Annotated in this window: 31 protein-coding genes; 6 read left to right on the forward strand and 25 right to left on the reverse strand. The window is 37.6% G+C overall.

Features of this window, described 5'->3' with window-relative positions; genetic code table 11:
- Positions 1-23: 23 nt before the first annotated feature.
- Positions 24-509 carry a divergent PAP2 family protein gene (locus MKY49_RS17570; protein WP_274794242.1) on the forward strand — a complete coding sequence of 162 codons (486 nt, stop codon included), beginning with the start codon at positions 24-26 and terminating at the stop codon, positions 507-509.
- Between the two features lie 89 nt (positions 510-598).
- Here MKY49_RS17570 and MKY49_RS17575 read toward each other — a convergent pair whose 3' ends face one another.
- The 7 genes from MKY49_RS17575 to MKY49_RS17605 form a co-directional block, all read right to left on the reverse strand.
- Positions 599-928 (reverse strand): YuiB family protein, encoded by a 330-nt coding sequence (locus tag MKY49_RS17575; RefSeq protein WP_025116669.1) that lies wholly within the window; start codon positions 926-928, stop codon positions 599-601.
- A 471-nt stretch (positions 929-1,399) separates the two neighbouring features.
- On the reverse strand, positions 1,400-3,193 hold the full coding sequence (locus tag MKY49_RS17580) for a carbon starvation CstA family protein (protein WP_274794243.1): 1,794 nt from the start codon (positions 3,191-3,193) through the stop codon (positions 1,400-1,402).
- Positions 3,194-3,312: 119 nt separating this feature from the next.
- Positions 3,313-4,056, reverse strand: coding sequence for a LytR/AlgR family response regulator transcription factor (locus tag MKY49_RS17585; protein ID WP_322605518.1), 744 nt, complete (start codon positions 4,054-4,056; stop codon positions 3,313-3,315).
- Positions 4,057-4,062: 6 nt separating this feature from the next.
- A complete protein-coding gene (locus MKY49_RS17590; protein ID WP_274794245.1) occupies positions 4,063-5,814 on the reverse strand; it encodes a sensor histidine kinase in 1,752 nt (583 codons plus the stop codon).
- Between the two features lie 23 nt (positions 5,815-5,837).
- A complete protein-coding gene (locus MKY49_RS17595; protein ID WP_341386737.1) occupies positions 5,838-6,335 on the reverse strand; it encodes an NUDIX hydrolase in 498 nt (165 codons plus the stop codon).
- A 126-nt stretch (positions 6,336-6,461) separates the two neighbouring features.
- Positions 6,462-6,956 carry a DUF4871 domain-containing protein gene (locus MKY49_RS17600; RefSeq protein ID WP_341386738.1) on the reverse strand — a complete coding sequence of 165 codons (495 nt, stop codon included), beginning with the start codon at positions 6,954-6,956 and terminating at the stop codon, positions 6,462-6,464.
- An 11-nt stretch (positions 6,957-6,967) separates the two neighbouring features.
- Positions 6,968-7,375: an NUDIX hydrolase gene (locus MKY49_RS17605; RefSeq protein WP_341386739.1), complete on the reverse strand. Its 408-nt coding sequence runs from the start codon at positions 7,373-7,375 to the stop codon at positions 6,968-6,970.
- A 123-nt stretch (positions 7,376-7,498) separates the two neighbouring features.
- Here MKY49_RS17605 and MKY49_RS17610 point away from each other — a divergent pair, with 123 nt between their 5' ends.
- Positions 7,499-8,020, forward strand: a complete 522-nt coding sequence (locus tag MKY49_RS17610; protein ID WP_274794249.1) for a GNAT family N-acetyltransferase — start codon at positions 7,499-7,501, stop codon at positions 8,018-8,020.
- Positions 8,021-8,218: 198 nt separating this feature from the next.
- Here MKY49_RS17610 and MKY49_RS17615 read toward each other — a convergent pair whose 3' ends face one another.
- Positions 8,219-8,593, reverse strand: coding sequence for a HesB/IscA family protein (locus MKY49_RS17615; RefSeq protein ID WP_341386740.1), 375 nt, complete (start codon positions 8,591-8,593; stop codon positions 8,219-8,221).
- A gap of 186 nt (positions 8,594-8,779) precedes the next feature.
- Here MKY49_RS17615 and MKY49_RS17620 point away from each other — a divergent pair, with 186 nt between their 5' ends.
- On the forward strand, positions 8,780-9,472 hold the full coding sequence (locus MKY49_RS17620; protein ID WP_312505852.1) for a DUF2225 domain-containing protein: 693 nt from the start codon (positions 8,780-8,782) through the stop codon (positions 9,470-9,472).
- A gap of 48 nt (positions 9,473-9,520) precedes the next feature.
- Here MKY49_RS17620 and MKY49_RS17625 read toward each other — a convergent pair whose 3' ends face one another.
- Positions 9,521-9,757 (reverse strand): NifU family protein, encoded by a 237-nt coding sequence (locus tag MKY49_RS17625; protein WP_004228295.1) that lies wholly within the window; start codon positions 9,755-9,757, stop codon positions 9,521-9,523.
- An 83-nt stretch (positions 9,758-9,840) separates the two neighbouring features.
- On the opposite strand from MKY49_RS17625, the gene MKY49_RS17630 reads away from it, so the two are divergent.
- Positions 9,841-10,176, forward strand: a complete 336-nt coding sequence (locus tag MKY49_RS17630; protein ID WP_274794252.1) for a YuzD family protein — start codon at positions 9,841-9,843, stop codon at positions 10,174-10,176.
- Between the two features lie 53 nt (positions 10,177-10,229).
- On the opposite strand, the gene MKY49_RS17635 is transcribed toward MKY49_RS17630, so the two are convergent.
- Complete coding sequence (locus MKY49_RS17635) at positions 10,230-11,294, reverse strand: NAD(P)/FAD-dependent oxidoreductase (protein ID WP_313471384.1); 1,065 nt, start codon at positions 11,292-11,294, stop codon at positions 10,230-10,232.
- Positions 11,295-11,564: 270 nt separating this feature from the next.
- Here MKY49_RS17635 and MKY49_RS17640 point away from each other — a divergent pair, with 270 nt between their 5' ends.
- Entirely contained in the window at positions 11,565-11,801 is a 237-nt protein-coding gene (locus tag MKY49_RS17640) for a YuzB family protein (RefSeq protein ID WP_036119739.1), read from the forward strand.
- A gap of 78 nt (positions 11,802-11,879) precedes the next feature.
- Here the strand turns inward: MKY49_RS17640 and MKY49_RS17645 are convergent, their stop codons facing one another.
- Together MKY49_RS17645 and MKY49_RS17650 are read right to left on the reverse strand one after the other, a co-directional pair.
- Positions 11,880-12,632 carry a TIGR01457 family HAD-type hydrolase gene (locus MKY49_RS17645; RefSeq protein ID WP_274794254.1) on the reverse strand — a complete coding sequence of 251 codons (753 nt, stop codon included), beginning with the start codon at positions 12,630-12,632 and terminating at the stop codon, positions 11,880-11,882.
- Complete coding sequence (locus MKY49_RS17650; RefSeq protein ID WP_312505856.1) at positions 12,629-13,081, reverse strand: DUF86 domain-containing protein; 453 nt, start codon at positions 13,079-13,081, stop codon at positions 12,629-12,631. The genes MKY49_RS17645 and MKY49_RS17650 overlap by 4 nt, the downstream gene beginning before the upstream one ends.
- An 88-nt stretch (positions 13,082-13,169) precedes the next feature.
- Between MKY49_RS17650 and MKY49_RS17655 the strand changes: the two genes are divergently transcribed.
- Positions 13,170-13,436, forward strand: a complete 267-nt coding sequence (locus MKY49_RS17655) for a DUF3055 domain-containing protein (protein ID WP_322605515.1) — start codon at positions 13,170-13,172, stop codon at positions 13,434-13,436.
- Positions 13,437-13,570: 134 nt separating this feature from the next.
- On the opposite strand, the gene MKY49_RS17660 is transcribed toward MKY49_RS17655, so the two are convergent.
- The 13 genes from MKY49_RS17660 to sufD all read right to left on the reverse strand — a co-directional run bounded on the left by MKY49_RS17660 (position 13,571) and on the right by sufD (position 25,630).
- Positions 13,571-13,750, reverse strand: coding sequence for a hypothetical protein (locus MKY49_RS17660; protein ID WP_274794257.1), 180 nt, complete (start codon positions 13,748-13,750; stop codon positions 13,571-13,573).
- Positions 13,751-13,815: 65 nt separating this feature from the next.
- On the reverse strand, positions 13,816-14,388 hold the full coding sequence (locus tag MKY49_RS17665; RefSeq protein ID WP_341386949.1) for a D-glycero-alpha-D-manno-heptose-1,7-bisphosphate 7-phosphatase: 573 nt from the start codon (positions 14,386-14,388) through the stop codon (positions 13,816-13,818).
- 63 nt (positions 14,389-14,451) lie between these two features.
- Positions 14,452-14,799, reverse strand: coding sequence for a YutD family protein (locus MKY49_RS17670; protein WP_274794259.1), 348 nt, complete (start codon positions 14,797-14,799; stop codon positions 14,452-14,454).
- A gap of 33 nt (positions 14,800-14,832) precedes the next feature.
- Entirely contained in the window at positions 14,833-15,750 is a 918-nt protein-coding gene (gene lipA / locus MKY49_RS17675) for a lipoyl synthase (protein WP_274794260.1), read from the reverse strand.
- Between the two features lie 107 nt (positions 15,751-15,857).
- A complete protein-coding gene (yunB, locus tag MKY49_RS17680) occupies positions 15,858-16,655 on the reverse strand; it encodes a sporulation protein YunB (protein ID WP_322605514.1) in 798 nt (265 codons plus the stop codon).
- Between the two features lie 23 nt (positions 16,656-16,678).
- Entirely contained in the window at positions 16,679-17,788 is a 1,110-nt protein-coding gene (locus tag MKY49_RS17685) for an HD-GYP domain-containing protein (protein ID WP_274794262.1), read from the reverse strand.
- Positions 17,789-17,821: 33 nt separating this feature from the next.
- Positions 17,822-19,189: a bifunctional metallophosphatase/5'-nucleotidase gene (locus tag MKY49_RS17690; RefSeq protein ID WP_322605513.1), complete on the reverse strand. Its 1,368-nt coding sequence runs from the start codon at positions 19,187-19,189 to the stop codon at positions 17,822-17,824.
- Between the two features lie 31 nt (positions 19,190-19,220).
- Positions 19,221-20,045, reverse strand: a complete 825-nt coding sequence (locus tag MKY49_RS17695; protein WP_341386743.1) for a sulfite exporter TauE/SafE family protein — start codon at positions 20,043-20,045, stop codon at positions 19,221-19,223.
- A complete protein-coding gene (locus MKY49_RS17700) occupies positions 20,045-20,902 on the reverse strand; it encodes a DUF72 domain-containing protein (RefSeq protein ID WP_341386744.1) in 858 nt (285 codons plus the stop codon). The genes MKY49_RS17695 and MKY49_RS17700 overlap by 1 nt, the downstream gene beginning before the upstream one ends.
- Before the next feature lie 284 nt (positions 20,903-21,186).
- On the reverse strand, positions 21,187-22,584 hold the full coding sequence (sufB, locus tag MKY49_RS17705; protein WP_274794266.1) for a Fe-S cluster assembly protein SufB: 1,398 nt from the start codon (positions 22,582-22,584) through the stop codon (positions 21,187-21,189).
- A 94-nt stretch (positions 22,585-22,678) separates the two neighbouring features.
- Positions 22,679-23,104, reverse strand: coding sequence for a Fe-S cluster assembly sulfur transfer protein SufU (sufU, locus tag MKY49_RS17710; RefSeq protein WP_274794267.1), 426 nt, complete (start codon positions 23,102-23,104; stop codon positions 22,679-22,681).
- Complete coding sequence (locus MKY49_RS17715) at positions 23,094-24,323, reverse strand: cysteine desulfurase (RefSeq protein ID WP_274794268.1); 1,230 nt, start codon at positions 24,321-24,323, stop codon at positions 23,094-23,096. The genes sufU and MKY49_RS17715 overlap by 11 nt, the downstream gene beginning before the upstream one ends.
- The gene (gene sufD, locus MKY49_RS17720) at positions 24,323-25,630 is read right to left on the reverse strand and encodes a Fe-S cluster assembly protein SufD (RefSeq protein ID WP_341386745.1); all 1,308 of its coding nucleotides are present in this window, start codon (positions 25,628-25,630) and stop codon (positions 24,323-24,325) included. Before sufD ends, MKY49_RS17715 begins: the two co-directional genes overlap by 1 nt.
- Positions 25,631-25,641: the final 11 nt, after the last annotated feature.

Below are 25,641 nucleotides of genomic sequence, written 5' to 3' on the forward strand. Positions count from 1 at the left end.
AGCAATTATTTGTGAAGGTTGTGATGAATTTGAGTTTACTTCAAAATACCCCATTACTAATTGCCCTCTTTGCAGTACTCTTTGCCCAGTTTGTCAAAATCCCCATCCATTTTTTAATGACTCGACAAGTAAAATGGAGTCTCTTTACTTCGACAGGTGGTATGCCAAGCTCTCACTCCGCTTCTGTCACTGGACTGGCAACCTCTATAGCTTATGAGACAGGCTTGGATTCCCCCATTTTTGCGGTAGCTGCCATGTTTTCAATTATCGTTATGTACGACGCAAGTGGTGTTCGATACCAGGCAGGGCAACATGCAGCTATCCTCAATCAGCTACGCAAGGATTTCCAAACATTACTACATGATTTAAAAAAATGGCCACAGATGGATGGACAGGAGAAAATGGAGGAATTGAAAACACTATTAGGTCATAAACGAAGTGAGGTATTTTTTGGGGCTCTCACAGGAATTTTTATCGCCATCATAACCTACGAGTTTTTCATATTGTAAACACTCTGACACAGCCTTTAAAAAGGAGCTGTGTTTTTTTCTATAAAAAAAGTATTCCTCCCTCGATTGAAAGAAGAATACTAACCACATTAGAACATTCGGTATCCACTTTTTCGTAAAAAAATCATCACAATGCCCGCCACAATCGAACCTGCAAAACCACCTGATAAAATAGCAATATCTACAAACTGAAGAGCTTGTAATTTATCGATTAACGCTGGAAATGCAGAGCCTGGCTTAAATATATAATCTAAGAAGCTGACTTCATCAACGATAAAGATGACAACAATTGGATACACAATCGCCATTAACCACGTCATACGTAACAGCATATTTAATAAGAATCCGATACCAAAGAACATGACGAAAAATAACAAAATAGAAATGATTAACTGTACTAATGAAACTGGACCATCCATATATGTATAACCTCCGTTTTCCTCTCATTAGTTTACATGATTACGACAACGCTTTCAATGAACATATCCTTGATTTCGCTTGTTCGACATATTTAGGAAAATCACTGATTTATCATCGTCTGTTAACTACGATTAACGTTTGCGGGTGTTCACTCTTCTTCCGCGGGTATTCACTCTTCTTCCGCGGGTGTTCGCTTCTCTTCCGCGGGTATTCGCTTCTCTTCCGCGGGTATTCACTTCTCTTCCGCGGGCGTTCGCTTCTCTTCCGCGGGTATTCACTTCTCTTCCGCGGGTATTCACTTCTCTTCCGCGGGTGTTCGGTTCTCTTCCGCGGGTGTTCACTTCTCTTCCGCGGGTGTTCACTTCTCTTCCGCGGGTATTCACTTCTCTTCCGCGGGTGTTCACTCCTTTCCTTTTAACTAAAAAAACTATTGAAGACAAATACTTATCTTCAATAGTTCTACTATTACTTTATGAAGTTGATTGGGTTAACAAAAACTTAGGTGATTTCCAAAGCTGGGCCCACTTTTTAATGGCTGTGATGACAATTAATAGACCGAGCATTAGCATAATAACCGATAAAATACCGTTTAACATATTGAAGCCTGCAGCTGCTGGATTCCAATATACATTTTTAATCATCCAGTAGCCGGCAACATTAACAGTGACGTATAAATAAGCCAATGGAATAAAGCATGTCAATGCATAAATTCGCTTATCAGCAACCTTTAATACCATCGTCACCCCACATACTAAACCAATGGCTGCCATTAGCTGATTGGATACTCCGAACAATACCCAGATGGAGCTAATATCGCCTGAATACAATAAATACCCCCACATAAAGCAAGCAAGTGCACTAGCAAAAATTGTTCCTGGCACCCAATTAGTACGCTTTAATGGTTTATAGACATTGCCTCCAAAGTCTTGTATTAAGTAACGAGCTACCCTCGTTCCTGCATCGATTGCAGTTAGAATGAAAACAGCCTCAAACATGATGACAAATTGATAGAAATAAGAAGATAAGTTCGCAAACCATGGAATCCCTGTAAAGATATCCGTCATCCCGACAGCAAGTGTTACAGCTCCGCCTGTGCGCCCTTCTAAGTCCATGCCAATACTTTGTGATAAGGCTTGTAAATGAACAGGCTCCATTCCTAATGTAGCAAACACAGCTGGTGCTGAATTAATCGCAAAATAATCTGCTGGATGAAGTGCCGTTGCAGCAATTAATGCCATTACACCTACTAAAGATTCTACTAACATAGCGCCAAAGCCTACAATACGTATATCTTCCCAACGGTCAATCATTTTAGGCGTTGTACCTGATCCTACAAAAGCATGGAAACCAGAAATGGCACCACAAGCAATTGTGATGGATACAAACGGCCAGACAGGACCTGCTATTACTGGACCACCACCATGAATAAACTCCGTAAATGGTGGGAATTGAATAGCAGGGTTGACGAAGAAGACACCAATAATTAACGCAATGAATACCCCAATTTTCATGAAACTACTTAAATAATCACGTGGAGCTAATAATAGCCACACAGGTAAAGCTGCAGCGAAAAATGCATAGATCGGTAGGATAATTGCTAACGTATCACGATCAAATGTTAAAAATTCACCAAAAGCTGTACCTTGAATAAGCGGTCCTACAAATACACCAATCATTAATAAAATAAAGCCAATAGTTGACGTAACAATTAAATTACCTGTTTTACGATAGGCAATCCCCACGAGCATGGCGATAGGAATAGTAATCCCTACTGCAAATGTCCCCCATGGGTTGCGTTCTAATGCACCTAGCACTACCATCGATAGGCCAGCCATTGTAATCGTAATAATAAATAGCATCGCAAGGCCTGTACAGAAGCCCGCAATAGGACCAAGCTCCTCCTTCATTACTTCCGATAATGATTTACCACCATGACGCATGGAAGCAAATAGCACAACTGCATCATGGACTGCCCCACCAATTACCGCTCCTATTAATAACCAGAGTAGTCCAGGTAAATATCCAAACTGTGCAGCCAAAATTGGTCCAACTAAAGGTCCTGCTGCGGCAATTGCTGCAAAATGATGCCCAAATGTTACCCATTTATTCGTCGGAACATAGTCCTTACCATCTTCCAAAGCGTGGGCGGGTGTGGGCGTATCATCTTTTATTTTGAGCACCTTCTTTGTAAAGAAAATGCCATACAAACGATAGCTGATCATTAAAATACAAATCGAGCCTATCACAATTGTAATCGCATTCATCTCAAAACCCCTTTTACTTTTTTTCACATCATAGCAAAGGAATGTCCACATTATTCACAAAATTAATTGAAATGTCAGAAATCAATGTTGAAAGGTAGTATTCTATTGTTGAAATGCAACTATTTTGAGAGGTCGAAAATTTTTCGAACATCCTTCATATACAGCCTACTTACAGGAATTGAATGTCTGTTATGCAAGATTAAATTATATTTAGAATTGCTCCAAGGCTCCAGTTCCACAATATGCTCTAAATTGACTATAAACGCACGGTGGACACGCACAAAGCCTTTTAACGATAGCCTCTTTTCTAAGGCTGCTAATGACTCGGAAGCAAAAAATCTTCCTTGTTCTGTCACCACAACTGTTTTACTATCTTCAGATGTACAATATAAAATATCCTGTACTTTTATTAATAAAATTCGATCGTTGATAAAAACTGTTAATTTATCAAGCTTATCCAACTGTGACCCCTTTATTTCTTCCAATGTTTTTACCTGAGCAGCTCGTTTTTTAGCTATTAACTTTTCTACAGCTATTTGTACCCGCTGTGCCTCAAAGGGTTTCAAAATATAATCAAATGCATTCACTTCAAATGCCTGTAATGCATAGTCATCATAGGCCGTAGCAAAAATAATTTCAGGTCTCTGTTCATTTAGCAAAAGCTGTCTGGCTAAATCAAGACCATTATTCATCCCTAATTCAATATCTAAAAATACACAATCTACCTCTTCAAGCTGTGATTCTTTGTAAAATTCCTCTAGATTTTCAGATTCACCACAAACATTGACTAAAGCCGTTTGCTCTAACAAATAACGTAGCTCAGCCCTTGCTAATGGTTCATCATCAACAATATATACATTCAATTTCGTCTACTCCCATCTAGTCGCCTTTAACGGCAGTTGAATCATAATTTTTGTTCCTACATCTAACGTACTTGTTATATGAAAATCAGCCTCAGAACCGTAAATTTCATGTATTCGCTGATAAATATTCCATAACGCCGTGCCTGTCCCATGTTCCGATTCCATAATACGTTTGCCCAGTTGTTTCACCTGTTCCTTCCTCATGCCACAGCCATTATCCTCGGTCAATAGCAATAGTTTGTCGTTCACGCGTTGTACTTTGACATAAATTTTGCCTTCCTTACGATTTTTAAAGGCATGGTAAATAGCATTTTCGACGAGTGGCTGTAAGGTAAATGGAGGGATTTGTACATCAAAGAGTGTTTCATCCATTATAAATTCAACTTCATAGCGATTTGGAAACCTTGTTTGCTCAATGGATAAATAAGCTTCAACATGATCAATTTCATTCTTCAATGGAATGAGCATTTGTCGTGCGCCCTGCAGATTGCTTCTAAAAAATGTACTAAGCTTGATTAATAAAGCTCGCGCCTCATCCGCATCTGTTCGAATTAAGCTTGATATAGTATTAAGGCTATTAAAGAAGAAATGGGGATGGACTTGTGCTTGTAACGCTTTAATTTCAGCATCCTTTAATAATTTCCGTTGTTGTTCACTTTCAGCATATTCAAGCTGTGAGGAGAATAGTCTACTTAAACCCTCCGCCAATTCCTTCTTCACCCCTGTCAAAGAATCTGCTTTAGTGAAATAAAGCTTCAAGCTTCCTACTGTTCGATGCTGCACCTTCAATGGTAGGACAATGGCAGCACTTAATGGACACCCTTCATGTGGACATTGAATTTCCTGTTCAGATGTAGCCATTAAAATTTTGCCTTCCTCTAATACCCGTTTCGTCAAAGCCGTCATTATTTCACGATGTATTAAATGATGATCCTCACCAACTCCAACATGTGCTAACACGCCATTTTTGTCAGTAATAGCGACCGCATCTACTTTTATTTCTCTTTTAATAATTTCAGCAACCGTTTGGCACGATTCTTCATTTAAGCCTTTTCGAAAATGCTCAATGGTTTGTTGGGCAATAGAAAAAGCCTGATGTGTTTGTAATGCCTTTGTCCGCTCCTCTTCATCAATAAACGTTTTAATAATCATAAAAAACAAAAATATCCCAAAGGCATTCATTAAAATCATAGGCATCGCAATTAATGATACTAACTGCAAGGCCTGTTCAAATGGCTTCGCGACTACTAAAATCACCATCATCTGTATCGTTTCCGCGCAGATTCCAATGATGACAGCTTTCTTATAGGAGAAAGTTTGCCGTATTTTGAAACGTTTACTTAAACCACCTGTAATAAAACCAGCTAGAATCGTCGAAACACCACATGCTATTGCTGTAAAGCCCCCTAGTGTAATACGATGAATACCTGCAATAATACCTACACAAACACCAACAAGAGGTCCACCAAAAATACCCGCAATGGCGACACCGATTAATCTCGTATTGGCAATGGCCTCCTCTGCATTGATCGTACTATGTATCATCTGATTTAAAGGATGGATGGTACCACTTTCAATTTTAATCCCTGTATAACTACTGATAATACATAGGCTACTAAAGATGATAATAAGCCATATTTTTTCCTTCGTTCCTTGCTCCTGAAACAACTTCTCTCGAAACAGTCGCCACCTTGACATTAAAAAGGCAAACACAATGATCAGCCCGACTCGCTCTAACATAAATAAAAATAGCTCCATCAAGGTTCCCTCCTGAAGCCCTATCATTTTTTAAAGAACAATCGATAGGAAGTATAACCAAAAATATCCCCAGGATTAATTCCCTCGATCGCTTCTAATTGATGTTTTTCAAATTGATTGGATGCCATTTCCTTTAACATCACAGAGGTCGTTTCATCTTGTGCTAGTTCCTGTGGATACAACCATTTCGCTTCTAATATTTCTTTTTCCTGAATGGTAACCTGCTGTCGCGCATCTAGCATATGACAATAGAATATGGCCATATTATCACTAATATCATCACGGATAACACCTGTTCTAAATCCAATTAAGCCCGATACTTTACAATCGATTCCAGTTTCTTCTTTGATTTCACGAATGACCGCCTCATCTACTGTTTCACCCGCATTCACAAATCCCGCTGGCAAGGACCAACGCCCCTTCAGTCCACTATACGTCTTTTTAACAACTAACCATTGCCCATGCTCGTTAACTGTAACACCGGAAACACCTAACCATATTTTCCCTCGATCTTTTCTCATAACCTTCACCTCTATCTCCCTATTATACCTGCTTGCTTTCAATGGAATGAAGCATTTATTCTGAATTTTACGGCTAATCCACATTAAAAAGGCCTCTTCCATTGAACATCAATGAAAGAAGCTTTTTTATTGTACATCGACTGCTATTTCATCAAAGAGAGACTCGCCGATGTAAACATGTAACTCCCATACCCCAGCTGACGGGAAATCCATTAAAGTAGGAAAATGTGTATCAGCACCATTGTTCGGACTTAACCCAATTTGATTAGAATAAGCCCAAACCTTCCCATTAGAATCTTTTAATATTTTATGTTCTTTTCCCTCTTCATCAATCCCTATAATCTTTAATGGGCCCTCTAGTTCTTCCTTCTTTCCCCAAAAGTGCCACATATACTTATTAGCTTTTCCATGTACAATCGGTTGAACCTCAGACTCTCCTTTCTTTCCTGAACCAATTAAAAAACCAAGCCTTCCTTCTTTTCCAATTAACACATATTCACCTTCAGTCCCATCGTCAAAAGTCACAGGTAGTTTAAAATTTGGACTGACAGTCATACGCTCATCATCAGAGCATCCCATTAATAGAACAGTGAACAACAATCCCGCAAAAAGCCGCTTCATGCCTAACCTCCTTATCCAAAGTAAATTGGGTCTCTATTATTATTTAAACAAGTTATGAGTTCTCTTTTGAAATTTTCATTTTCAATAAGTATGAATGCTGTCTCCAAATCGAAAAAACCAACCTCTAAACTTTCATTACTTGTTTGACATGTACCACTAATCGGCATTCCGATCCACCACATATTACAGACATTACTCTTTACTTCCTGTGAAACACCGCAAAATTTTATAATTTCAATATCTATTCCCGTTTCCTCTTTTACTTCTCTAATAACCGCTTCTTTAAACGTTTCATTCTTTTCTACACAACCACCCGGTAACTCCCACCCCCTAATCGGATCTTTCTTTAAAAGGATTTTATTCTGATGATCTACTACTACTGCACCTGAAGTAATTTTAAACAGTTGTATGATTCTCATCTCCTCTATTATTTAGCAAAAAACATTCCCTCTATAATAAATTACCATATTCCTACCATTATATATGATACCTTGTTACAATTCACAATAGGTATTTTTACTTGCTATAGGAAGGAGATTATAATGATCATTAAAATGAATCATCTAAATATGAAAGACTTTAATAAATCCAACGAGGGTTTCATGGTCTCTGGTAGAATTATACCGACCTTAGAGAATAATGTTTGGAGCTATACAGAAGAAATATTTACTCAACCATACGTTAAGAAGTACGAAGATGATGAAATAGACATCAGTTATATTGAAGATGATAGGAAAGCTGTATTTTTTTATTACGTGGACAACAACTGTGTTGGACAAATAAAGCTCTGTTCGAACTGGAATGGGTATGGACTTATTGAAGATATTGCTGTTAAGAGTGCTTATAGAAAAAATGGTGTTGGAACGGCATTAATCAATCAAGCAATGAAATGGGCTAAGGAAAACAATTTATGTGGACTGATGCTAGAAACACAAGATATTAATGTATCCGCTTGTTATTTTTATGCTAAAAATAATTTTGTTATTGGTGCCGTTGATACAATGCTTTATTCAAACTTTCCATCAGCCAATGAACTAGCAATTTTTTGGTATTATAAATTTTAGATATATTGTTGTTTTGAACAAAAGGACTTGTGTTTAACTAAACAAGGAGGGGCAGTTCATAGTAAAAAACGCTCCCCTCCGTTATTTCAATACGGAAGAAAGCGCAGGTTAGCATTCATATTCAAATATTCGTTAAACCAACGATCAACTCGTTGGTATCATTACGTAAGCATGACATCCTATTGTCTGTTCAATGAATTACTCACAAACCTCAGGTGTACCTTCACGCTTTGCTGTTCTGAAAGACGTACCACAGCCACATGATGCAATGGCATTTGGATTATCGATTGTGAAGCCACCGCCCATTAGCGATTGTTTATAGTCAATTTTTGTTCCCATCAAAATCGGCGCATCTTCACGGGAAACAAGAATTGTTAAACCATGCTGTACATCTTCAAAATCATCTTCTTTTTTCTCTTGATCAAAATGCATGCCATAGGATAGCCCGCTACAGCCACCACCATTTACTACTACGCGTAAAAAAGAACCTTGCTCTTCATTATGCTCCATCATTTCATTAATATGAAAGCCAGCAGCTTGTGTAATTTCAATAACTTGCTTTTTACTTGTCATCCCAATCACCTTCCTTCTTACGTATTATCATATCAATTTTGACCATTGTATGACAAACATTCAGCTTCAAGTCGATTTTTAGTCATAATTCTAATATTCTTCACTTTATTAGTTCATTTTATTCATGTTTATAAAAACACCATTGGTATAATAGTTACAATGACTTCTATGCAGGGGGTAATATATATGGAGATTTCACCATATTATGAAAAACAAATTCAGTGTTTGAATTGTAAGAAAGAATTTCCAACGTTAAAAGTTCGCTCTAAGTTTATCAAGGTAGATCATACAGAAACAGATTTCCAGCCAATTTATTCAGATGATGTGAATGCGCTTTATTACAATGTCTTTGTTTGTGAGCATTGCGGCTTTTCCTTTACAGAAGACTTCACAAAATATTTTGCACCAGGTATCCAGGATGTCATACGCACACAAATTACGGAAAAATGGGTGCACCATGATTTCAAAGGTGAACGTACTGTATTTCAGGCGATTCAAGCTTATAAACTTGCCTTTCTCTGTGGCACAATTAAAAAGGAAAAAAATGTAGCAATTGCTGGATTAGCTTTACGACTTGCATGGCTTTATCGTTCTTTGAACAATAGTGGACAAGAGGAACGCTTTATGAAGTTAGCACGTGATCATTATATGGAATCTTACTCAACTGAAGATTATAGCTCCACACAAATGTCAGCTGTTCGTATTATGTATATGATTGCTGAACTATCTAGACGAATAGGGGATATTGAAAATGCCACACGCTTCCTTTCAAGAGTTATTGAAAAGCAAAGCTCAGGTGGCGAAGCAAAAATTATCGATATGGCGAAAGAACAATGGGCTATTATACGTAAGGAAAAAGAACATGCACGTCATGTGTAATAATTAAAAAAGTTCTAGCTGGCGATCAGCTAGAACTTTTATGATGACTTAGAATACTTGCTCTACTTCCACAATACCTGGTACTTCTTCTAATAAAGCACGTTCAATACCAGCTTTTAGCGTAATCGTAGAACTTGGGCAACTACCACAAGCACCTAATAAACGTAGTTTAACAACGCCATCCTCTACATCTACTAATTCACAGTCTCCACCGTCACGTAGTAAGAAGGGACGTAATTTATCTAATACCTCTTGAACTTGGTCATTAATTGTTGCTTCTGCCATTTATCTCGACTCCTTTCCTTATAATGATTATAATGTTAGCAACAGAAAAAATCCAATAATGAATCACAAGGAGAGTAAATACTATGCAACCAACGAAACCTATGATTGAAATTTATGGAACAGCTGTCATCTGTGCTAGCTGTGTCAATGCCCCATCTTCAAAGGATACATATGAGTGGCTACAAGCAGCCATCAATCGCAAATATCCAGATCAAGCATACGATATTCGCTATATCGATATTGAAGGTCCAATTGAGAATGACCGCGACCAAGAATATGCGACACGTATTCAAGAAGATGAGTTCTTCTACCCTCTTGTCCTTATTAATAATGAGGTTGTTGGAGAAGGCTATGTCCAGTTAAAGCCTGTATTTACAGCACTTGAAAACTTAGGCTTTGTTCCAGACGAAACGGTATAGCAAAGGCAAAGGGATTGTTTCAAAATGATTTTGAAACAATCCCTTTCAACTAATTAATCATTTTGACGTTTGTAATACCATAGTAATCCTGATTTCATCAAGCGAGCGATACGACCTGTTACTGTTGTATCAGCTAAATACACAAAGCCTTGTTTTTTACCAAGAGCTCCCATAAAGCCTTTTAATTTAATATCCGGCATTTTCTCTGGTAATTGCTCACCTTTCCAACGCATACGAAGTACTTTCACGATTTGCTCCGCTTGTTCCTCAGCCAATTGGGCTGTTGGTGGCAAATCTGATGCAGCACAATCCCCTACAACATAGACATGCTCATCATCAAGTACATTAAAGTATTGCGTTACAAGAGGTCGATCATGTTTATCCTTCTCAACATCTAGGTCACGAACGATTTTGACAGGTTGAACCCCAGCAGTCCATACGACAGCATCAAGTAAAATTTCATCATCATGATTGAAAATTTTACCTGCCTCCACTTTTGTAATATTAGAATTGGCAACGACATCTACATTATGTTTTACAAACCAATCCTTGACGTATTTACTTAGTTTTTCTGGAAAATCCTTTAGAATACGTTGACCACGGTCAAATAATTTTATTTTTAAATCTGAACGACTTTCACGTAGCTCACTTGCAAGCTCAATTCCACTTAAGCCAGCCCCTACAATTCCCACTGTAGATCCAGCCGGTAAACCACAAAGTGCTTGGAATGTAGCACGAGATTGTCCCATTGTTTGGATGCTGTATGTGTTCTCTGCAGCACCTGGTACACCATGATATTTATCTTCACAACCTAGACCAATGACTAAATCATCATATTCAATACGTTGTCCGTCTTCTAAAATGACTACTTTTTCCGCACGATTAATTTCAACGACTTCACCATATATAGCTGTTAAACGTTCATGTTCTGGGAAGCTTACACGAATTTCTTTATCTGTTGCAGTCCCTGCTGCTAATGCATAAAACTCAGTTTTTAAACTATGGAATGGGGCTCTATCTACTATAACTACCTCTCTGTCTAATGGCAGGTTATTTAATAGACGAAGCATGACACGCATATTGCCGTAGCCGCCACCTAAAAGTACTAATTTTCCCATAATAGTCTCCTTTTATGTCTCTTTTAATAATTGTTCACAAAGTATCCACAAACGAGTATAACTGATTGTGAGAAGTTTCACAATATCAGAATGAAATTTTGTGAAAGATTTCACAAAACAAACGAGAACTTGTTGATTTCGCACGTTTTTATACGTAATTACTAACGATTTTCCCTTTATCTGTTATAAAAAAACGTTCCTTTACCTTAAACTTAAATAATTGACGAAAATCGTAAAACCGAGTAGCATTACTTTGGTGAGGTGACATGGATGAATCCAATGGTTGAATTTTGTATTAGTAATTTAGCAAATGGCTCTCAAGCAACTTATGAAGTACTCGAACGCGACCCGAACATCGACGTTTTAGAATATGGCTGCCTCAGTTATTGTACAAAGTGCTCAGAATCTTTTTATGCCATTGTAAACGGTGAATTAGTCGAAGCTGATTCTCCCGATGCATTAACAAAAGCCATTTATCAGTTTATTGAAGAAAATCCATTATGGTAGTTTTTCTTAAATACCTATATGAATAAATTTGAACAAATAAAAAGGATGTTATGCTAAAACAGCATAAACATCCTTTTATTACTTTAATACATCCATTACATATGTAGGTCGACTTTCTTTCTCTAGAACAACCTTGGTAGGCGTAACGCCAGTATTTACGTGGATGGTGTCACAGCCAAAATTAATGCCACACATAATATCCGTATCATAATTATCACCGATCATTACCATATCTTCTTTAGTAAAGCGATGCTCTATAGCGATCATTTCTAGCATGGCTGGTGATGGCTTACCTATGTAGATTGGTTCAACATCAGCAACCTCACCTACTAAGCGAGCAAAGGAACCATTACCGGGTAAGAAACCATATTCGGTTGGGAATTTAATATCTTGATTAGTAGCAACAAAAACGGCTCCCTTTTGGACAAAAATCGTTGCTCTAGCTAGCGCCATATAATCAAGCGTACGATCAATCCCCATAACAAATACATCCGGCTCATCCTCAACAGGCACAATATTTTCATTAAGTAATGCCTGTCGAATACCATCTGTACCCATCATGGCTACTTTTTTACCTGGAAAATTAAGTGCCACATACTTTGCTGTTACCAATGCACTTGAATAAATATGCTCTAATGGTGCCTTTATACCAATAGACAATAAAGCTTCTTGCAGTTGTTCTCGCGTCTTCGAAGAGTTATTTGTTACATAGAATGGCTCGATTCCTGCTTGCTGTAAACGATGAATAAAAGCAACCGCAGAAGGAATTCCTTCCTTCCCACGGTAGACAGTGCCATCTAAATCAAAACAATAGGCTTTATATTGTTTCATTGATGATCCTCTGGCAAAAATGCAGAAACTGGCCCTAATTCATTTGTTAAATAATTATGGACCGCTGGCGAGAATTGCTTAAGAGCTGATAAATTGTCTGTTAATACATTGATAACCTCTTGGATATCTACATCTATAAACTCGCGTACAAGCATTTTACGCAAGCCCACAACGGCTTTATATGGTGCTTCCATTTCAGCAGCTACAACTTTTTCATCGACTAAAATATCAATAATATCCTCGTAGCTTCCTGGATCGCGCATAATGAAACCGTCAATCATTAAATTTCCTACATCCATCATTGACTCCATAATGTTGTGTCCAATTCGCTCGATAGCTAATTTCTTTATATCATTTTGAAGCCAGTTATCCTCTGACTCCAAAATTGCTAATAGCCCATCTAAGTACTGTAAATTTTTTGTGATTTTATTACGATCTACAAAATACACAAGGAAAGCCCCCATTCAAATCATTAAAAGTTGATAGTCTTTTCTCTTCTATAGTACCATAACTATAGGATTGGAAGGAGATTAAAAGATGGAACGTTTTTTTTTATATGATGATGTCGAAGATACAAAAACACGCTTTGTTAGTTTTGCTGGGAAAAAGTTACGTTATGATTTAGCTATTTTACAATCAGGCCGCTTCTTTGGGAAAGTACTTGTCATGGATATCCAATTTGGTCGCTTTGCTATTATCGGCCCTGATGATGTAGAAGAACCAGGTTATTTAGAACATGTGTATAATCGCACAGAGGAAGAAACAATCGAATTACGAGAATATTTACGTGAATTATTGAACTAACACCTTTTATAAACTGCCCCGTAAACGTTAGAAACAACTTTTAACGACTACGGGGTGTTTATATATGGCATAAAAAAATTTCGCAGCTCTAAGCTATTGCGAAATCTTTTTACTTATAGTCTTTTTACTTATAGCTATTTATTTAAAGTGGATGGATTATCTTTATTATGTGGCTTGTCTTTATTTTCATTATCATTTTGTTTTTTCGCTTGCTCATTTTGACCAATGACAGCTAAATCATCTACACTTAAATCAAAGCCAAACCCATATTCCTCTCGATCTAATGGCTTTTTATTACGTTTTTCCTTTGCCAATATGATCACCTCCAATCATAAATTATCCTTTTTTTTATGATTTATACTTCTTTTTTATCATAATATTAAGCCGTTGCATCCTTAATAATCCATTGCGCAGCGCTAATTAAATCTGGAAAGACAGCATCAGCTAATGGGTCTTGTTCCCCTAGGAATACACCCTTTGTTCCCGCTCGTTTTCCTGCCATAATATCCGTATCGGTATCTCCTACCATATAGGATTTTGATAAATCAATATTATATTTCTTCCCTAGATCCACAATTAATTTACTATTGGGCTTTCGGCAAGCACAGCCAGACTTTGGCTTATGCGGACAATAAACGACTTCGTGGATGGTTGCTCCCTTTTTCTTTAACTCCTTCACCATATGCTCATGTATTTTTTGCAAGCCACTTTCCTTCATAAAACCTAAACCTACGCCACCTTGATTTGTCACGACAAAAACATAATCAAAATGCTTATTTAGCTTTTTTATCGCTTCAGGTACATGTGGCAAAAAATACAGATCTTTCGGCTTATTCACGAATTTTACACGATTCGTTAGTACTTCATTGATGACACCATCACGATCTAAAAATACGGCTCTTTTCATTTCAACACACCTTTGATAGCTGTTTTGAGCTTTAGTTTTCCCCAATTTTTCTAAAGATAACAAAAACAAAGAAAAAACCTGATGCCTAGCACATCAGGTTTTAGTAATTTATTCTGCTAATGATTCGTGATCTGTTGGCTTTGATAGCTCATTCGCATCCAATACTTCTGGTTTTTTCGTGACTTTACCAGTTTTCCGTAGGACAAAATAAGCACAGCCAAAATTACAATACTCATATAGGTAATCTTGCAACGTACTTATTTTCGTATCAAACGTTGATTTTTGATTTTTATCATCAAAAAAGCCCTTTAAACGTAATTGGTTATAGCCCCAATCGCCTACAATATAATCATATCTAGCTAAGATATCTGAGTACCTTTCCTGGAAAACATCCTCCTGAAAGGCTTCTCGATAGTCTTCTATTAGTTCATATTCTAATCCTTCAACTATGATCAAAGTGACACCACCCTTTTTGTTCAGCCTTGACGTTTAGAATTCTGCTTGTAATTGACGTTCTTTTGTTGCAGCATTTACTTGTTCGTCAGCATGGTAACTACTACGTACAAGTGGGCCAGCTTCACAATGTTTAAAGCCTTTTTCCATAGCGATCTTACGCAGTTTACCAAATTCTATTGGTGAATAATACTTTTTAACTGGAAGATGCTTTTTCGTTGGCTGTAAATATTGTCCAATCGTCATAATATCTACATTATTCGCACGTAAATCATCCATTACTTCTAAAATTTCTTCGTGTGTTTCACCTAATCCAATCATTAAAGATGATTTTGTTGGAATATCTGGCTGCATCTCTTTAGCCAAACGAAGGAACTCTAAAGAGCGTTCGTATTTTGCACGAGCACGTACTCTTGGTGTTAAGCGACGTACTGTTTCAATATTATGATTTAAAATATCTGGTTTCGCATCCATAAGCATTTGAAGGTTTTCCTTCACTCCACCTAAATCTGATGGTAATACCTCAACAGATGTGAATGGACTTTTACGGCGAATAGCACGAACTGTTTCTGCTAAAACCTGTGCACCGCCATCCTTTAAATCGTCACGCGCTACCATTGTAATAACCACGTGTTTTAGGTTCATAATAGCTACTGAATCTGCAACACGCTCTGGTTCTGCTAAATCTAATTCATTAGGTAAGCCTGTTTTAACGGCACAGAAACGGCATGCACGTGTACATACAGATCCAAGAATCATCATAGTAGCAGTTCGTCTTTCTCCCCAACATTCATGGATATTTGGACAGCGAGCCTCTTCACAAACTGTATGCAGATTTTTTTCACGCATTAGCTTTTTAAGCCCTTTATATTCATCATTCGTGTTTAGTTTTATTTTTAGCCACTCTGGTTTTCTTAAATGTTCTTCTTTACTTGTAGGTTTACAAGATGTCATACGAATATCGCCCCTATCAAAAATATGCATTTTTTAATATTAACTATCTTCACTGTTGTCAATGTAACATATTAAATGAACTCCAACAACTATCACAACAAACATTTCTATTTAAATGGGACAGGTATTTCAATGGAAGGTTGAGGTGCATCACTGCTATTTGTATAAATGTTTGGAACAGGCCCTCTTGTTAAGCCCATTGCTACAGGGATATCCTGTGCAACGGTTGAAGATTTACTTGCAAATGGGACAATAATCTGGACATTTACTTCTAAATGAATGCCTACCTCCACATAGGCACTGTTAATCCCAAATTCTTGAATGGAGGATGTCACATTGCTATGAACGTTCCCAATTACGTGGAAGCGAATCGGGATTTTTGGTCCTAGATTTCCGAGCAAAGGGATATTAGCCGCCTGACCAAGTGGCACAAAGAAAACTATACCATCACCTTCTTGAATTCTGTTTATATCGTATTCAACATTCTCTAATTCAGGTAAATGGGATAATTCCCCTTGTTCAGCTTGCTCTAAATACATTTTGACAAGCTCTAATGTCTCCGCTCGAACACGATTAATAATTTCCGTATTAAATTTTGTCGTCATCATTTCAGACGTACCTGGAGGAATATCTTCAATGATATCATTTACATCTAATACATTGGAGGTACGCGAATTAATTGCTTTACTCACAACATATGATGCAATTTTATTGGTCTGTACTTCAGCGTATTGCAAATAGGTGGGCATGAGCCTTTCATTTAAAAAATAAATAAATAATATAAGGCAAGCAACCATACTAATAATTAAAATGGTTAATCGATTAAGACGCATTCCCCTTCTACTATATGAGCGTAATTTCATTCTTTTTCGAGGGAAAAACAAAAAAATCTCCTCCTGTTCCATAACGTATGAACAGGAGGAGCAATTTATTCTACTTTTGTAGGAACCACATAATCTGTCTCAACATTTTCGATTGTCACTCCAGGATAGTCCACTAAATTAATTTCATATGTAGCTGCGAGCAATTGATTTTGCTCCTCAAAAATACGAATCCACGGCAATGCTGCATCTAATGGATTTTGTCTAGAGACAATACCACGTCGTCCATCAGATAACTTTAAAATAACGCCATTAGGATAATGGACAACAGCTCGTTTTAAAGCTTTTACAATTCGTGCATCAAACAGAGTACCAGAGCCCGCTTCAACGATAGCTAGTCCTTGTGAGGGCAACATCTTTTCACGATAAACACGATTTGTAGTAACAGCATCAAATACATCAGCAACGCCAATAATCTTGGCAAATGGATGAATTTCAAAGTCTACAAGGCCTCTTGGATAGCCACTTCCATCAATGCGTTCATGATGTTGAAATGCACAGTGTGCCACAAGCAATGAGATGGAATGTAAATTGCGCAATAAATCAAAGCCATAACGAGCATGCATTTTCATTGCTTCAAACTCCTCATTTGAGAGGCGACCTGGCTTTGTTAAAATGTCTTTCGGTACCATTAGCTTACCAACATCGTGCAATAATGCACCAATCCCTATCAAGCGTAAATCCTCAGCTGAATAGCCAAGTTCTTTGGCAATCGCAATAGAATACAATGTCACTTGGAAGGAGTGTTGATAAAGATATTCATCAAATAAATAAGCATCTGTTAGTATCGTTAAAATTTCATCATTGCCTGTAACAGCCGAAAGTAGCTCATCTACAATGGAGACAATTGTTTTAGATTGCTGATCTAAAATATAAGAGGCATTTACTTGATTTAAACCATCAATTGATTGGAATGAATCCTTAATAGTTGTAATGACTTTACTTCGCATAGCTGGTGGAACTGTCTCTTCTACTTCTATGCCATTAGAAATTTCATCGTCAATATATAAATAGTGTGTATTTAACTGTTGAAGTCTTTGAATAATACGGTCATTAATGACAACATCTTTCTTTAAAAGCGGATGACCTGCTTCATTCCAAATGGTTCTTCCTAATACCATTCCTTCTTTTAATACATCGATTGAAATTAATCGCATGACTTCTTCCCCAATCCATTCTTTAAGCTCTCTCTATTGCTTAAAGAATCTTTGACCATAATCTATCATAATGTTTCGTAAAAATTCAGGTAAAATATATTGTTTCTTTGCATATTTAAAACTTGGATAAAAATAACCAAATGTAAACAAATCTAATGTTACAAGTTTATAAATGTGATCTTGATCCGCCAACTTACCATTAATTAGTAATTGCCGATTTTCATTCATTGAAAAGCCATATGTTAGCATTTTGCCAAAAATAACGCCTCTAAAACCTAAGCCTTTTAATTCAATATAGGGCCACTCTTCATTTTTAGATTGCATATAAATTTCTTTCATTTCAGCAACGGATAATTCAATTATACATAAATTAATAGGATGCGGAAAAATACGATGCAAATCTAAGGCTGTTACCGTTCCTTTAGGCAGACCATCTAAAAATATCCCTGCATTGAATAATGCACAATCGGCACCGCTTTTTTCTAGAATAGCTTGGGCAAATAAATCAGATAGCTGTGAATAGTGGAACCATTCTTTGTTGTAGGATTTCGTCGTTGTAAAGACTGGAGTGTTTAGTATTCTATTCCCTTCATCCTCGAAAAACTGGACCCTTTCCTGTTCGTTTTGAACGATTGGCAAATCCTTATTATGAATTAAAGTATCCTTTTTTTCAACAATTTTCCTCATTTTTTTATCGTATTCAATGACAAGATGGCCAGTATATTGTCCAAATTTCCCTCCTCCTGTCAGTAATACACCATTAATGAGTTTGCCGGTTGGCAGGACATGATGTGTATGGGAGCCGAATATCACATCAATTTCTGGACATTCTTCGGCTAAAAGCTCATCCTCTGTAATGCCTAAATGTGATAAACACACAATAATGTCTACCTCTTTGCGGAGCTGATGAGCTAGTTGTAGTAGTGTACTGCGTGGCTCGTCCATTTGCCAATTTAATTCCTGATAATACACTTCAAACATAGCCGTGGCTGCTATTACACCCACCTTTGTACCTGCTTCGGTTGTTAACACAACATAGGGCTTCATCCACGCAGGATTTTTCCCCGTAGTTGAATAGACATTTGCGACCACGACATCAAAATTTGCATTATCATACAAATGAAAGAGCTCTTCGTGGGATAATGTAATACCTTCATTATTACCGATAGTCACCACATCGTACCCTGCATCATTTAGTAATTGTACATTACCTTTACCAACAGTTGCCTCTGTATAGATATTGGAGCGGTCTAAATGATCGCCAACATCAAATAAATAGCTTGTTTCCCCTATTTTTGCCAAACTGTTGCGCATCTCTTTCACAAAGCTTTGCATTCGTGGCCAATACTTAAAATGACTGTGCAAATCATTTGTGTGAAATATATGGATCTTTTCAAGCATTAAAGCCACCTCATTTCTTTAGCTACCATACTTAAGCCAATATGCCTTCAATGATGGATCGAATTCCTAATAATAATAAAATAATCCTTAGTGCAAGAACAAGCGTATCTGATTTAATTTTTTTATTTAATGCTGCGCCCAATTTTGCGCCAATATATGCTCCTGGAATAACAGGAATGGTATAAAGCCATGGAACATGTCCCAAAGCAATATGACTCGCAGAATTAACAATGGACGTTAAAAATACCATAAACATGGATGTCGCCACTGCAACATGTGGTGGAAATAAAAACAAAATAATCATGGCTGGTACAATCATCGAGCCTCCACCAATGCCAAACAACCCTGAGGCAAAGCCAATACCAAATGTTAATGTAATCGCAAACCAAATAGGATACCCATAGACAAAGGTTTGTCCTTCAGAGTCTGTAAATTCTTGTTGCATCCCGTTTTTTACAAACCACTTCACTGGCTTGAGCTTGTCACGGACAAGCAATATAATTGATAAAATAATCAATAGAATACCGAAATACAAATTAAAGGATGGTAATTCCAATCCTTTATTCACCCAAGCACCTAGAATGGTACCTGGAATGCTTCCAATAAAGAATATAAACCCGCTTTTATAGTCTACTGTTTTGGATTTCATATAGCTTAGCGTGGAGGCAAGTCCTGTGAAAATCATCATAACTACAGATAAACCGACTACTTTTTGTGGTGTAATATCTGGAATCATGCCAAGATTTAAACCAATGTATAACGTTGCTGGCACGAGCACAACGCCACCACCTAGCCCAACTAACGAGCCAATTAGACCAGCAAATAAAGCAATGACTACTAATAAAATAAACTCCATTATAGTTCCCCTTCAAATATGTTTAATTGTTTAGGTGCTAACCCGACATCTTTAATATTTAAAATGCTTTGTAGCTCCTTTGCGTTTTTCGCTGCATGATTACCTGAATTATTATTAAATAATACGAAGAGTTCATGGACCTCCGATTCGAGCTTTAGCATACTTTGTCCAAGCTGTTGCAATTCTTCTTTATTATAATCATATAAAAAGCGAACTTTACGCCAATTTTCTGCGTTTCCTGTGTTTCGCCATCCATGGATATTACGACCATGGATACGAATAAGTGCCTTATTGGCAGTTACTTCAGGGTAGAAGGGGACGGAACCTACACCAGCCTGTGGTTCATCACAAATCGTATGAATAAATTGATGTTCACGTAAAAAATTCATTGTCTGCTGAACAACATGATCTGCATACCATGTTTGATTGCGAAACTCTATCGCTACTTCAAAATCCTTAAGTTGCTGCCGAATATATAATAAATATTGAACATTTTTTGCCTGACAATCAAACCATGGTGGAAACTGAGTTAAAACCATTCCTAACTTTCCATAACGTTTAAATTCATGGGCACATTCGATAAAAGCGTTGAACATGTCATTTTTCGATTCAAAAGGAATATCTCCCCGCAAATGTCCGGTCATGCCTTGATAGGCCTTTACGACAAAGCGGAAATTTTCTGGTGTATCCTCACACCATCTACGAACATGCTCTTTAGATGGTATAGCATAAAAAGAAGTATCGACTTCAACTGTTAAAAAATGACCTGTATAATCGAATAATTTATCCTTTGAGGGAGTCACTCCACTATAAAGTGAAGGGTGATCACCCCATCCAGTTAAACCAACTACAATCATGTGACATCCTCCTCTATGTACATAATCATAGCACACAGCATGACACTACAAATAAACATCATGTAAAAAATATCGCTTTCTTTTGAACATTACAATGAAAAGGTTTGTCTCTTCTCGAGAATTTATACAAACGAAAAAGCATGAGATATATTACATTGTCCTCATGCCATTTGTTTTAACTGTCTAACAACATTTAAGTAGCTCTATTAGTATGTAGACTTGCAAGGCGAGCTATAAAAAAACCCTTGCCACAAATTTAATTGTGACAAGGGTTGGTTAGTAAATTAACCGATAGAACCTTCCATCTCGAACTTGATAAGACGGTTCATCTCAACTGCGTATTCCATTGGTAATTCTTTTGTAAATGGCTCAATGAAGCCCATTACGATCATTTCTGTCGCTTCTTCTTCAGAAATTCCGCGAGACATTAAGTAGAATAATTGCTCTTCAGATACTTTTGAAACTTTTGCTTCATGCTCTAAAGAAACATTATCATTAAAGATCTCATTGTATGGAATTGTATCAGAAGTAGATTGGTTATCCATGATCAGTGTATCACACTCGATGTTAGCACGTGCACCACTTGCTTTAGGACCGAAACGAACTTGTCCCATATACGTTACTTTACCACCTTGTTTTGCAATCGATTTAGAAACGATTGTTGAAGATGTATTTGGTGCCATATGGATCATTTTTGCGCCAGCATGTTGGTGCTGTCCTTTACCTGCTAATGCAATGGATAATGTCATACCACGAGCACCTTCACCCTTTAGGATACATGCTGGGTATTTCATTGTTAATTTAGAACCGATGTTACCATCAATCCATTCCATTGTACCGTTTTCTTCTACAACTGTACGTTTCGTTACAAGGTTGTAAACGTTGTTCGCCCAGTTTTGAATTGTTGTATAACGGCAATATGCATCTTTACGTACAACGATTTCTACAACCGCTGAGTGTAAAGAGTTTGTTGTGTAAACAGGAGCTGTACAACCTTCAACATAGTGTACGTGAGCGCCTTCATCTACAATAATAAGTGTACGTTCGAATTGACCCATATTTTCAGAGTTAATACGGAAGTAAGCTTGTAATGGAGTTTCGACTTTAACACCTGGTGGTACATAGATAAATGATCCACCTGACCATACAGCTGAGTTTAATGCAGCGAATTTATTGTCAGTATAAGGAATAACTTTACCCCAATATTGTTTGAAAATATCTTCGTTTTCACGTAATGCTGAGTCTGTATCTTTGAACACAATTCCAAGATCCTCAAGGTCTTTTTTCATGTTATGATAAACTACCTCAGATTCGTATTGAGCAGATACCCCAGCAAGATATTTTTGCTCTGCTTCTGGAATACCTAATTTATCAAAAGTAGCTTTGATTTCATCAGGTACTTCATCCCATGAGCGTTGTGTTGCTTCTGATGGTTTTACATAGTACGTAATTTCATCAAAATCTAAATCCCCAAGATCGCCACCCCATTGTGGCATTGGTTTTGTATAAAAAGTTTCAAGTGCTTTTAAGCGGTACTCAAGCATCCACTCTGGCTCTTGTTTCATATTAGAAATTTCACGGACGATTTCTTCAGTCAAACCACGTTTTGAACGGAAAATTGATACGTCCTTGTCATGGAATCCGTATTTGTAATCGCCGATATCAGGCATTTTTTTAGCCATCGTTTCTCCTCCGTTCATTGAGCTGTATTTTTCTGTACATCCTTGCCCTGAGTGAAAGTTTGTAGCTTTCACTCAGGTAACAAGGAAGTAAGTTTTATTTCACACCTTTTTCCATCGCTTTCCAAGCTAATGTCGCACATTTAATACGTGCAGGAAATTGTGATACACCTTGCAGTGCTTCAACATCCTCAAGGTCATATTTATCGCTGTACTCTTCGCCCATCATCATTTTAGAAAAAATATCGGAAAGCTCTACTGCTTCCTCTACTTTCTTCCCTTTGATAAGCTGTGTCATCATCGATGCAGAGGACATAGATATTGAACAGCCTTCACCGTCAAATTTCGCATCCTCTACAACACCGTCTGTCACTTTCAATGTTAAGTGAATACGGTCGCCACAAGTTGGATTGTTCATATCAATCGTTACAGCATCCTCTTCTAAAGATCCTTTATTACGAGGATTTTTATAGTGATCCATAATAACTGAACGATATAGTTGATCTAAATTATTAAAAGACATCGCCAAAATACTCCTTCGCAGAACGTAACCCTGCGACTAAACGGTCAATATCCTCCTCTGTATTGTACAGATAGAAGCTTGCTCGTGCTGTCGCTACTTGCTGAAGACATTTCATTAGTGGCTGTGCACAATGATGTCCTGCACGAACAGCAATACCGTTCATGTCAAGCACCGTTGCCACATCATGTGGATGTACATCATCTAAGTTAAATGTCACAAGTCCACAACGCTTCATTGGGTCACGTGGGCCGAAAATTTTTAAACCGTCGATTGTTTCAAGCTGATCCATTGCATAGCCCGCAAGCTTATGCTCATGCTCCGCAATTTTATCTAGCCCAATATCAGTTAAGAAATCAATAGCGGCACCTAAACCTATTGCACCTGCAATAATAGGGGTTCCACCTTCAAATTTCCACGGTAATTCCTTCCACGTTGACTCATAAAGCCCAACAAAGTCAATCATTTCGCCACCAAACTCAATTGGCTCCATTTTTTCAAGGTGTTCCTTTTTACCATATAGTACACCTATTCCTGTTGGACCGCACATTTTATGCCCAGAGAAACCTAAGAAATCGACATCCAAATCTTGCACATCAATTTTCATATGTGGGGCAGCTTGAGCACCATCGGCAACCATAACCGCTCCATTAGCATGTGCAATTTGAGCAATTTCTTTAATGGGATTAATTGTTCCAAGTACGTTTGAGGCCATTGATACCGAAACGATTTTTGTGTTAGGCGTAATCGTCGCACGTACTTTTTCCAGACTAATCGTGCCATCTGCTTCTAGCTCAATATATTTCAATGTCGCATTTTTCTCTTTAGCTAGCTGTTGCCAAGGAATAATATTGGAGTGATGCTCCATTTGCGTAATGACAATTTCATCACCCTCGGCAACATTTGCACGTCCATAACTTGATGCTACTGTATTTAAAGCTGTTGTTGTACCACGTGTGAAAATAATTTCCTGTGTTGATTGAGCATTTATAAACTTTCGAACCTTTTCACGTGCACCCTCATATTTATCTGTAGCACGGTTTCCTAATGTATGCACACCACGATGTACATTAGAATTATCAAATTCATAATAAGCCTTAATGGCCTCAATCACTTGAACAGGTTTTTGAGACGTCGCTGCACTATCAAGATAAACAAGTCTATGCCCATTTACATCTTGATTCAAAATTGGGAAATAGCTTTTAATGTCTTTATTCATCATTAGCGAACTTTCCTTTCAATAACCTCCGTCAGTTGCTTTTGAACGCCTTCGATTGGTAATTGCGTAACAACTGGCGCAAGGAATCCATGGATAACAAGGCGCTCTGCTTCTGCTTTCGAGATACCACGACTCATTAAATAGTAAAGCTGTAATGGATCTACTCGACCAACAGACGCTGCGTGTCCTGCTGTTACATCATCTTCATCAATTAAGAGAATTGGGTTTGCATCCCCACGAGCTTTTTCTGATAGCATTAATACACGTGATTCTTGCTGTGCATCAGCTTTTGTCGCACCATGCTCGATATAGCCAATACCGTTAAAGATAGATTGTGCTGCATCCTTCATGACACCATGCTTTAGGATATGCCCGTTAGAGTTTTTACCCCAATGACGAACCTCTGTAGTGAAGTTAAGTTTTTGTTCTCCACGACCAACCACTACTGTTTTAGTATCTGCATGAGAACCGTCACCAATTAAATGCGTAATGTTTTCAGAAATCGTGTCTGAGTCATTCATTAAACCAAGAGCCCAGTCAACTTTAGCATCACGAGCTAAACGTGCACGACGATTTACGTATGTTGTATAGCCTTTTGCAAGGACATCTACCGCACCGTATGTTACTTGAGCATTATCTTGGACTACAACTTCCGCAATAATATTCGCTTGGCCTTTTGCCTCTTCCACTGTAGAAATATATGTTTCCACATATGTTACAGCAGAGTTTGCTTCTGCTACTACTAACACGTGGTTGTATAGTGAAGCTTCTGCATTATCGTTTAAGAAAACAACTTGAAGTGGTTGTTCAATAACTACATTTTTTGGTACGTATACAAACACACCACCATTAACAAGTGCAGTATGAAGTGCTGTTAACTTATGCTCATCCACTTTAACTGCTTCAGTCATAAAGTATTTTTGTACAAGCTCACCATGTTCACGAACTGCTGTAAAGATATCGGTATAAATAACACCTTTATCTGCAAGCTCTTGTGATGTCTTAATGTAAGCTGGTGTATTATTACGTTGAATATATAGGTTTTCCTGTGCTTCAAGGTCAATTAAACCTTTTGCTTCTTCAGGTAAAGCGTCCAATGAAGGGAATGCCTCACTATGAACTGTAAATGTTGGGAAGTTCATGAAATCCCATTTTGTAATATTAGTTCTATCTGGTTTTGGCAAATCTAAACCAGTTACTTTGTCTAGTGCTGCCGCGCGAAGCTCTGTAAACCAAGTTGGTTCACCGTTTGCTTCTGAGAACGAGCGCACGTCCTGTACTGTTACAGGCAAGTTAAGTTCCACTGTCATGCTAGTTCGTC

It is taken from the genome of Lysinibacillus sp. FSL M8-0134, from assembly GCF_038069745.1.
GTDB classification, from domain to species: Bacteria; Bacillota; Bacilli; order Bacillales_A; family Planococcaceae; genus Lysinibacillus; species Lysinibacillus irui.

Coding starts and splice junctions, on each gene's coding strand:
- MKY49_RS17580 (WP_274794243.1), bottom strand. CDS start 3,193: ATGAATGCGATTACAATTGTGATAGGCTCGATTTGTATTTTAATGATC.
- MKY49_RS17695 (WP_341386743.1), bottom strand. CDS start 20,045: ATGGAGTTTATTTTATTAGTAGTCATTGCTTTATTTGCTGGTCTAATT.
- MKY49_RS17645 (WP_274794254.1), bottom strand. CDS start 12,632: ATGAAACAATATAAAGCCTATTGTTTTGATTTAGATGGCACTGTCTAC.
- MKY49_RS17610 (WP_274794249.1), top strand. CDS start 7,499: ATGATCATTAAAATGAATCATCTAAATATGAAAGACTTTAATAAATCC.
- MKY49_RS17605 (WP_341386739.1), bottom strand. CDS start 7,375: ATGAGAATCATACAACTGTTTAAAATTACTTCAGGTGCAGTAGTAGTA.
- MKY49_RS17620 (WP_312505852.1), top strand. CDS start 8,780: ATGGAGATTTCACCATATTATGAAAAACAAATTCAGTGTTTGAATTGT.
- MKY49_RS17635 (WP_313471384.1), bottom strand. CDS start 11,294: ATGGGAAAATTAGTACTTTTAGGTGGCGGCTACGGCAATATGCGTGTC.
- MKY49_RS17575 (WP_025116669.1), bottom strand. CDS start 928: ATGGATGGTCCAGTTTCATTAGTACAGTTAATCATTTCTATTTTGTTA.
- lipA (WP_274794260.1), bottom strand. CDS start 15,750: ATGACATCTTGTAAACCTACAAGTAAAGAAGAACATTTAAGAAAACCA.
- sufU (WP_274794267.1), bottom strand. CDS start 23,104: ATGTCTTTTAATAATTTAGATCAACTATATCGTTCAGTTATTATGGAT.
- MKY49_RS17690 (WP_322605513.1), bottom strand. CDS start 19,189: ATGCTTGAAAAGATCCATATATTTCACACAAATGATTTGCACAGTCAT.
- MKY49_RS17685 (WP_274794262.1), bottom strand. CDS start 17,788: ATGCGATTAATTTCAATCGATGTATTAAAAGAAGGAATGGTATTAGGA.
- sufB (WP_274794266.1), bottom strand. CDS start 22,584: ATGGCTAAAAAAATGCCTGATATCGGCGATTACAAATACGGATTCCAT.
- MKY49_RS17600 (WP_341386738.1), bottom strand. CDS start 6,956: ATGAAGCGGCTTTTTGCGGGATTGTTGTTCACTGTTCTATTAATGGGA.
- MKY49_RS17655 (WP_322605515.1), top strand. CDS start 13,170: ATGGAACGTTTTTTTTTATATGATGATGTCGAAGATACAAAAACACGC.
- MKY49_RS17715 (WP_274794268.1), bottom strand. CDS start 24,323: ATGATGAATAAAGACATTAAAAGCTATTTCCCAATTTTGAATCAAGAT.
- MKY49_RS17630 (WP_274794252.1), top strand. CDS start 9,841: ATGCAACCAACGAAACCTATGATTGAAATTTATGGAACAGCTGTCATC.
- MKY49_RS17595 (WP_341386737.1), bottom strand. CDS start 6,335: ATGAGAAAAGATCGAGGGAAAATATGGTTAGGTGTTTCCGGTGTTACA.
- MKY49_RS17570 (WP_274794242.1), top strand. CDS start 24: ATGAATTTGAGTTTACTTCAAAATACCCCATTACTAATTGCCCTCTTT.
- MKY49_RS17615 (WP_341386740.1), bottom strand. CDS start 8,593: ATGACAAGTAAAAAGCAAGTTATTGAAATTACACAAGCTGCTGGCTTT.
- yunB (WP_322605514.1), bottom strand. CDS start 16,655: ATGGAACAGGAGGAGATTTTTTTGTTTTTCCCTCGAAAAAGAATGAAA.
- MKY49_RS17590 (WP_274794245.1), bottom strand. CDS start 5,814: ATGGAGCTATTTTTATTTATGTTAGAGCGAGTCGGGCTGATCATTGTG.
- sufD (WP_341386745.1), bottom strand. CDS start 25,630: ATGACAGTGGAACTTAACTTGCCTGTAACAGTACAGGACGTGCGCTCG.
- MKY49_RS17640 (WP_036119739.1), top strand. CDS start 11,565: ATGAATCCAATGGTTGAATTTTGTATTAGTAATTTAGCAAATGGCTCT.
- MKY49_RS17700 (WP_341386744.1), bottom strand. CDS start 20,902: ATGATTGTAGTTGGTTTAACTGGATGGGGTGATCACCCTTCACTTTAT.
- MKY49_RS17625 (WP_004228295.1), bottom strand. CDS start 9,757: ATGGCAGAAGCAACAATTAATGACCAAGTTCAAGAGGTATTAGATAAA.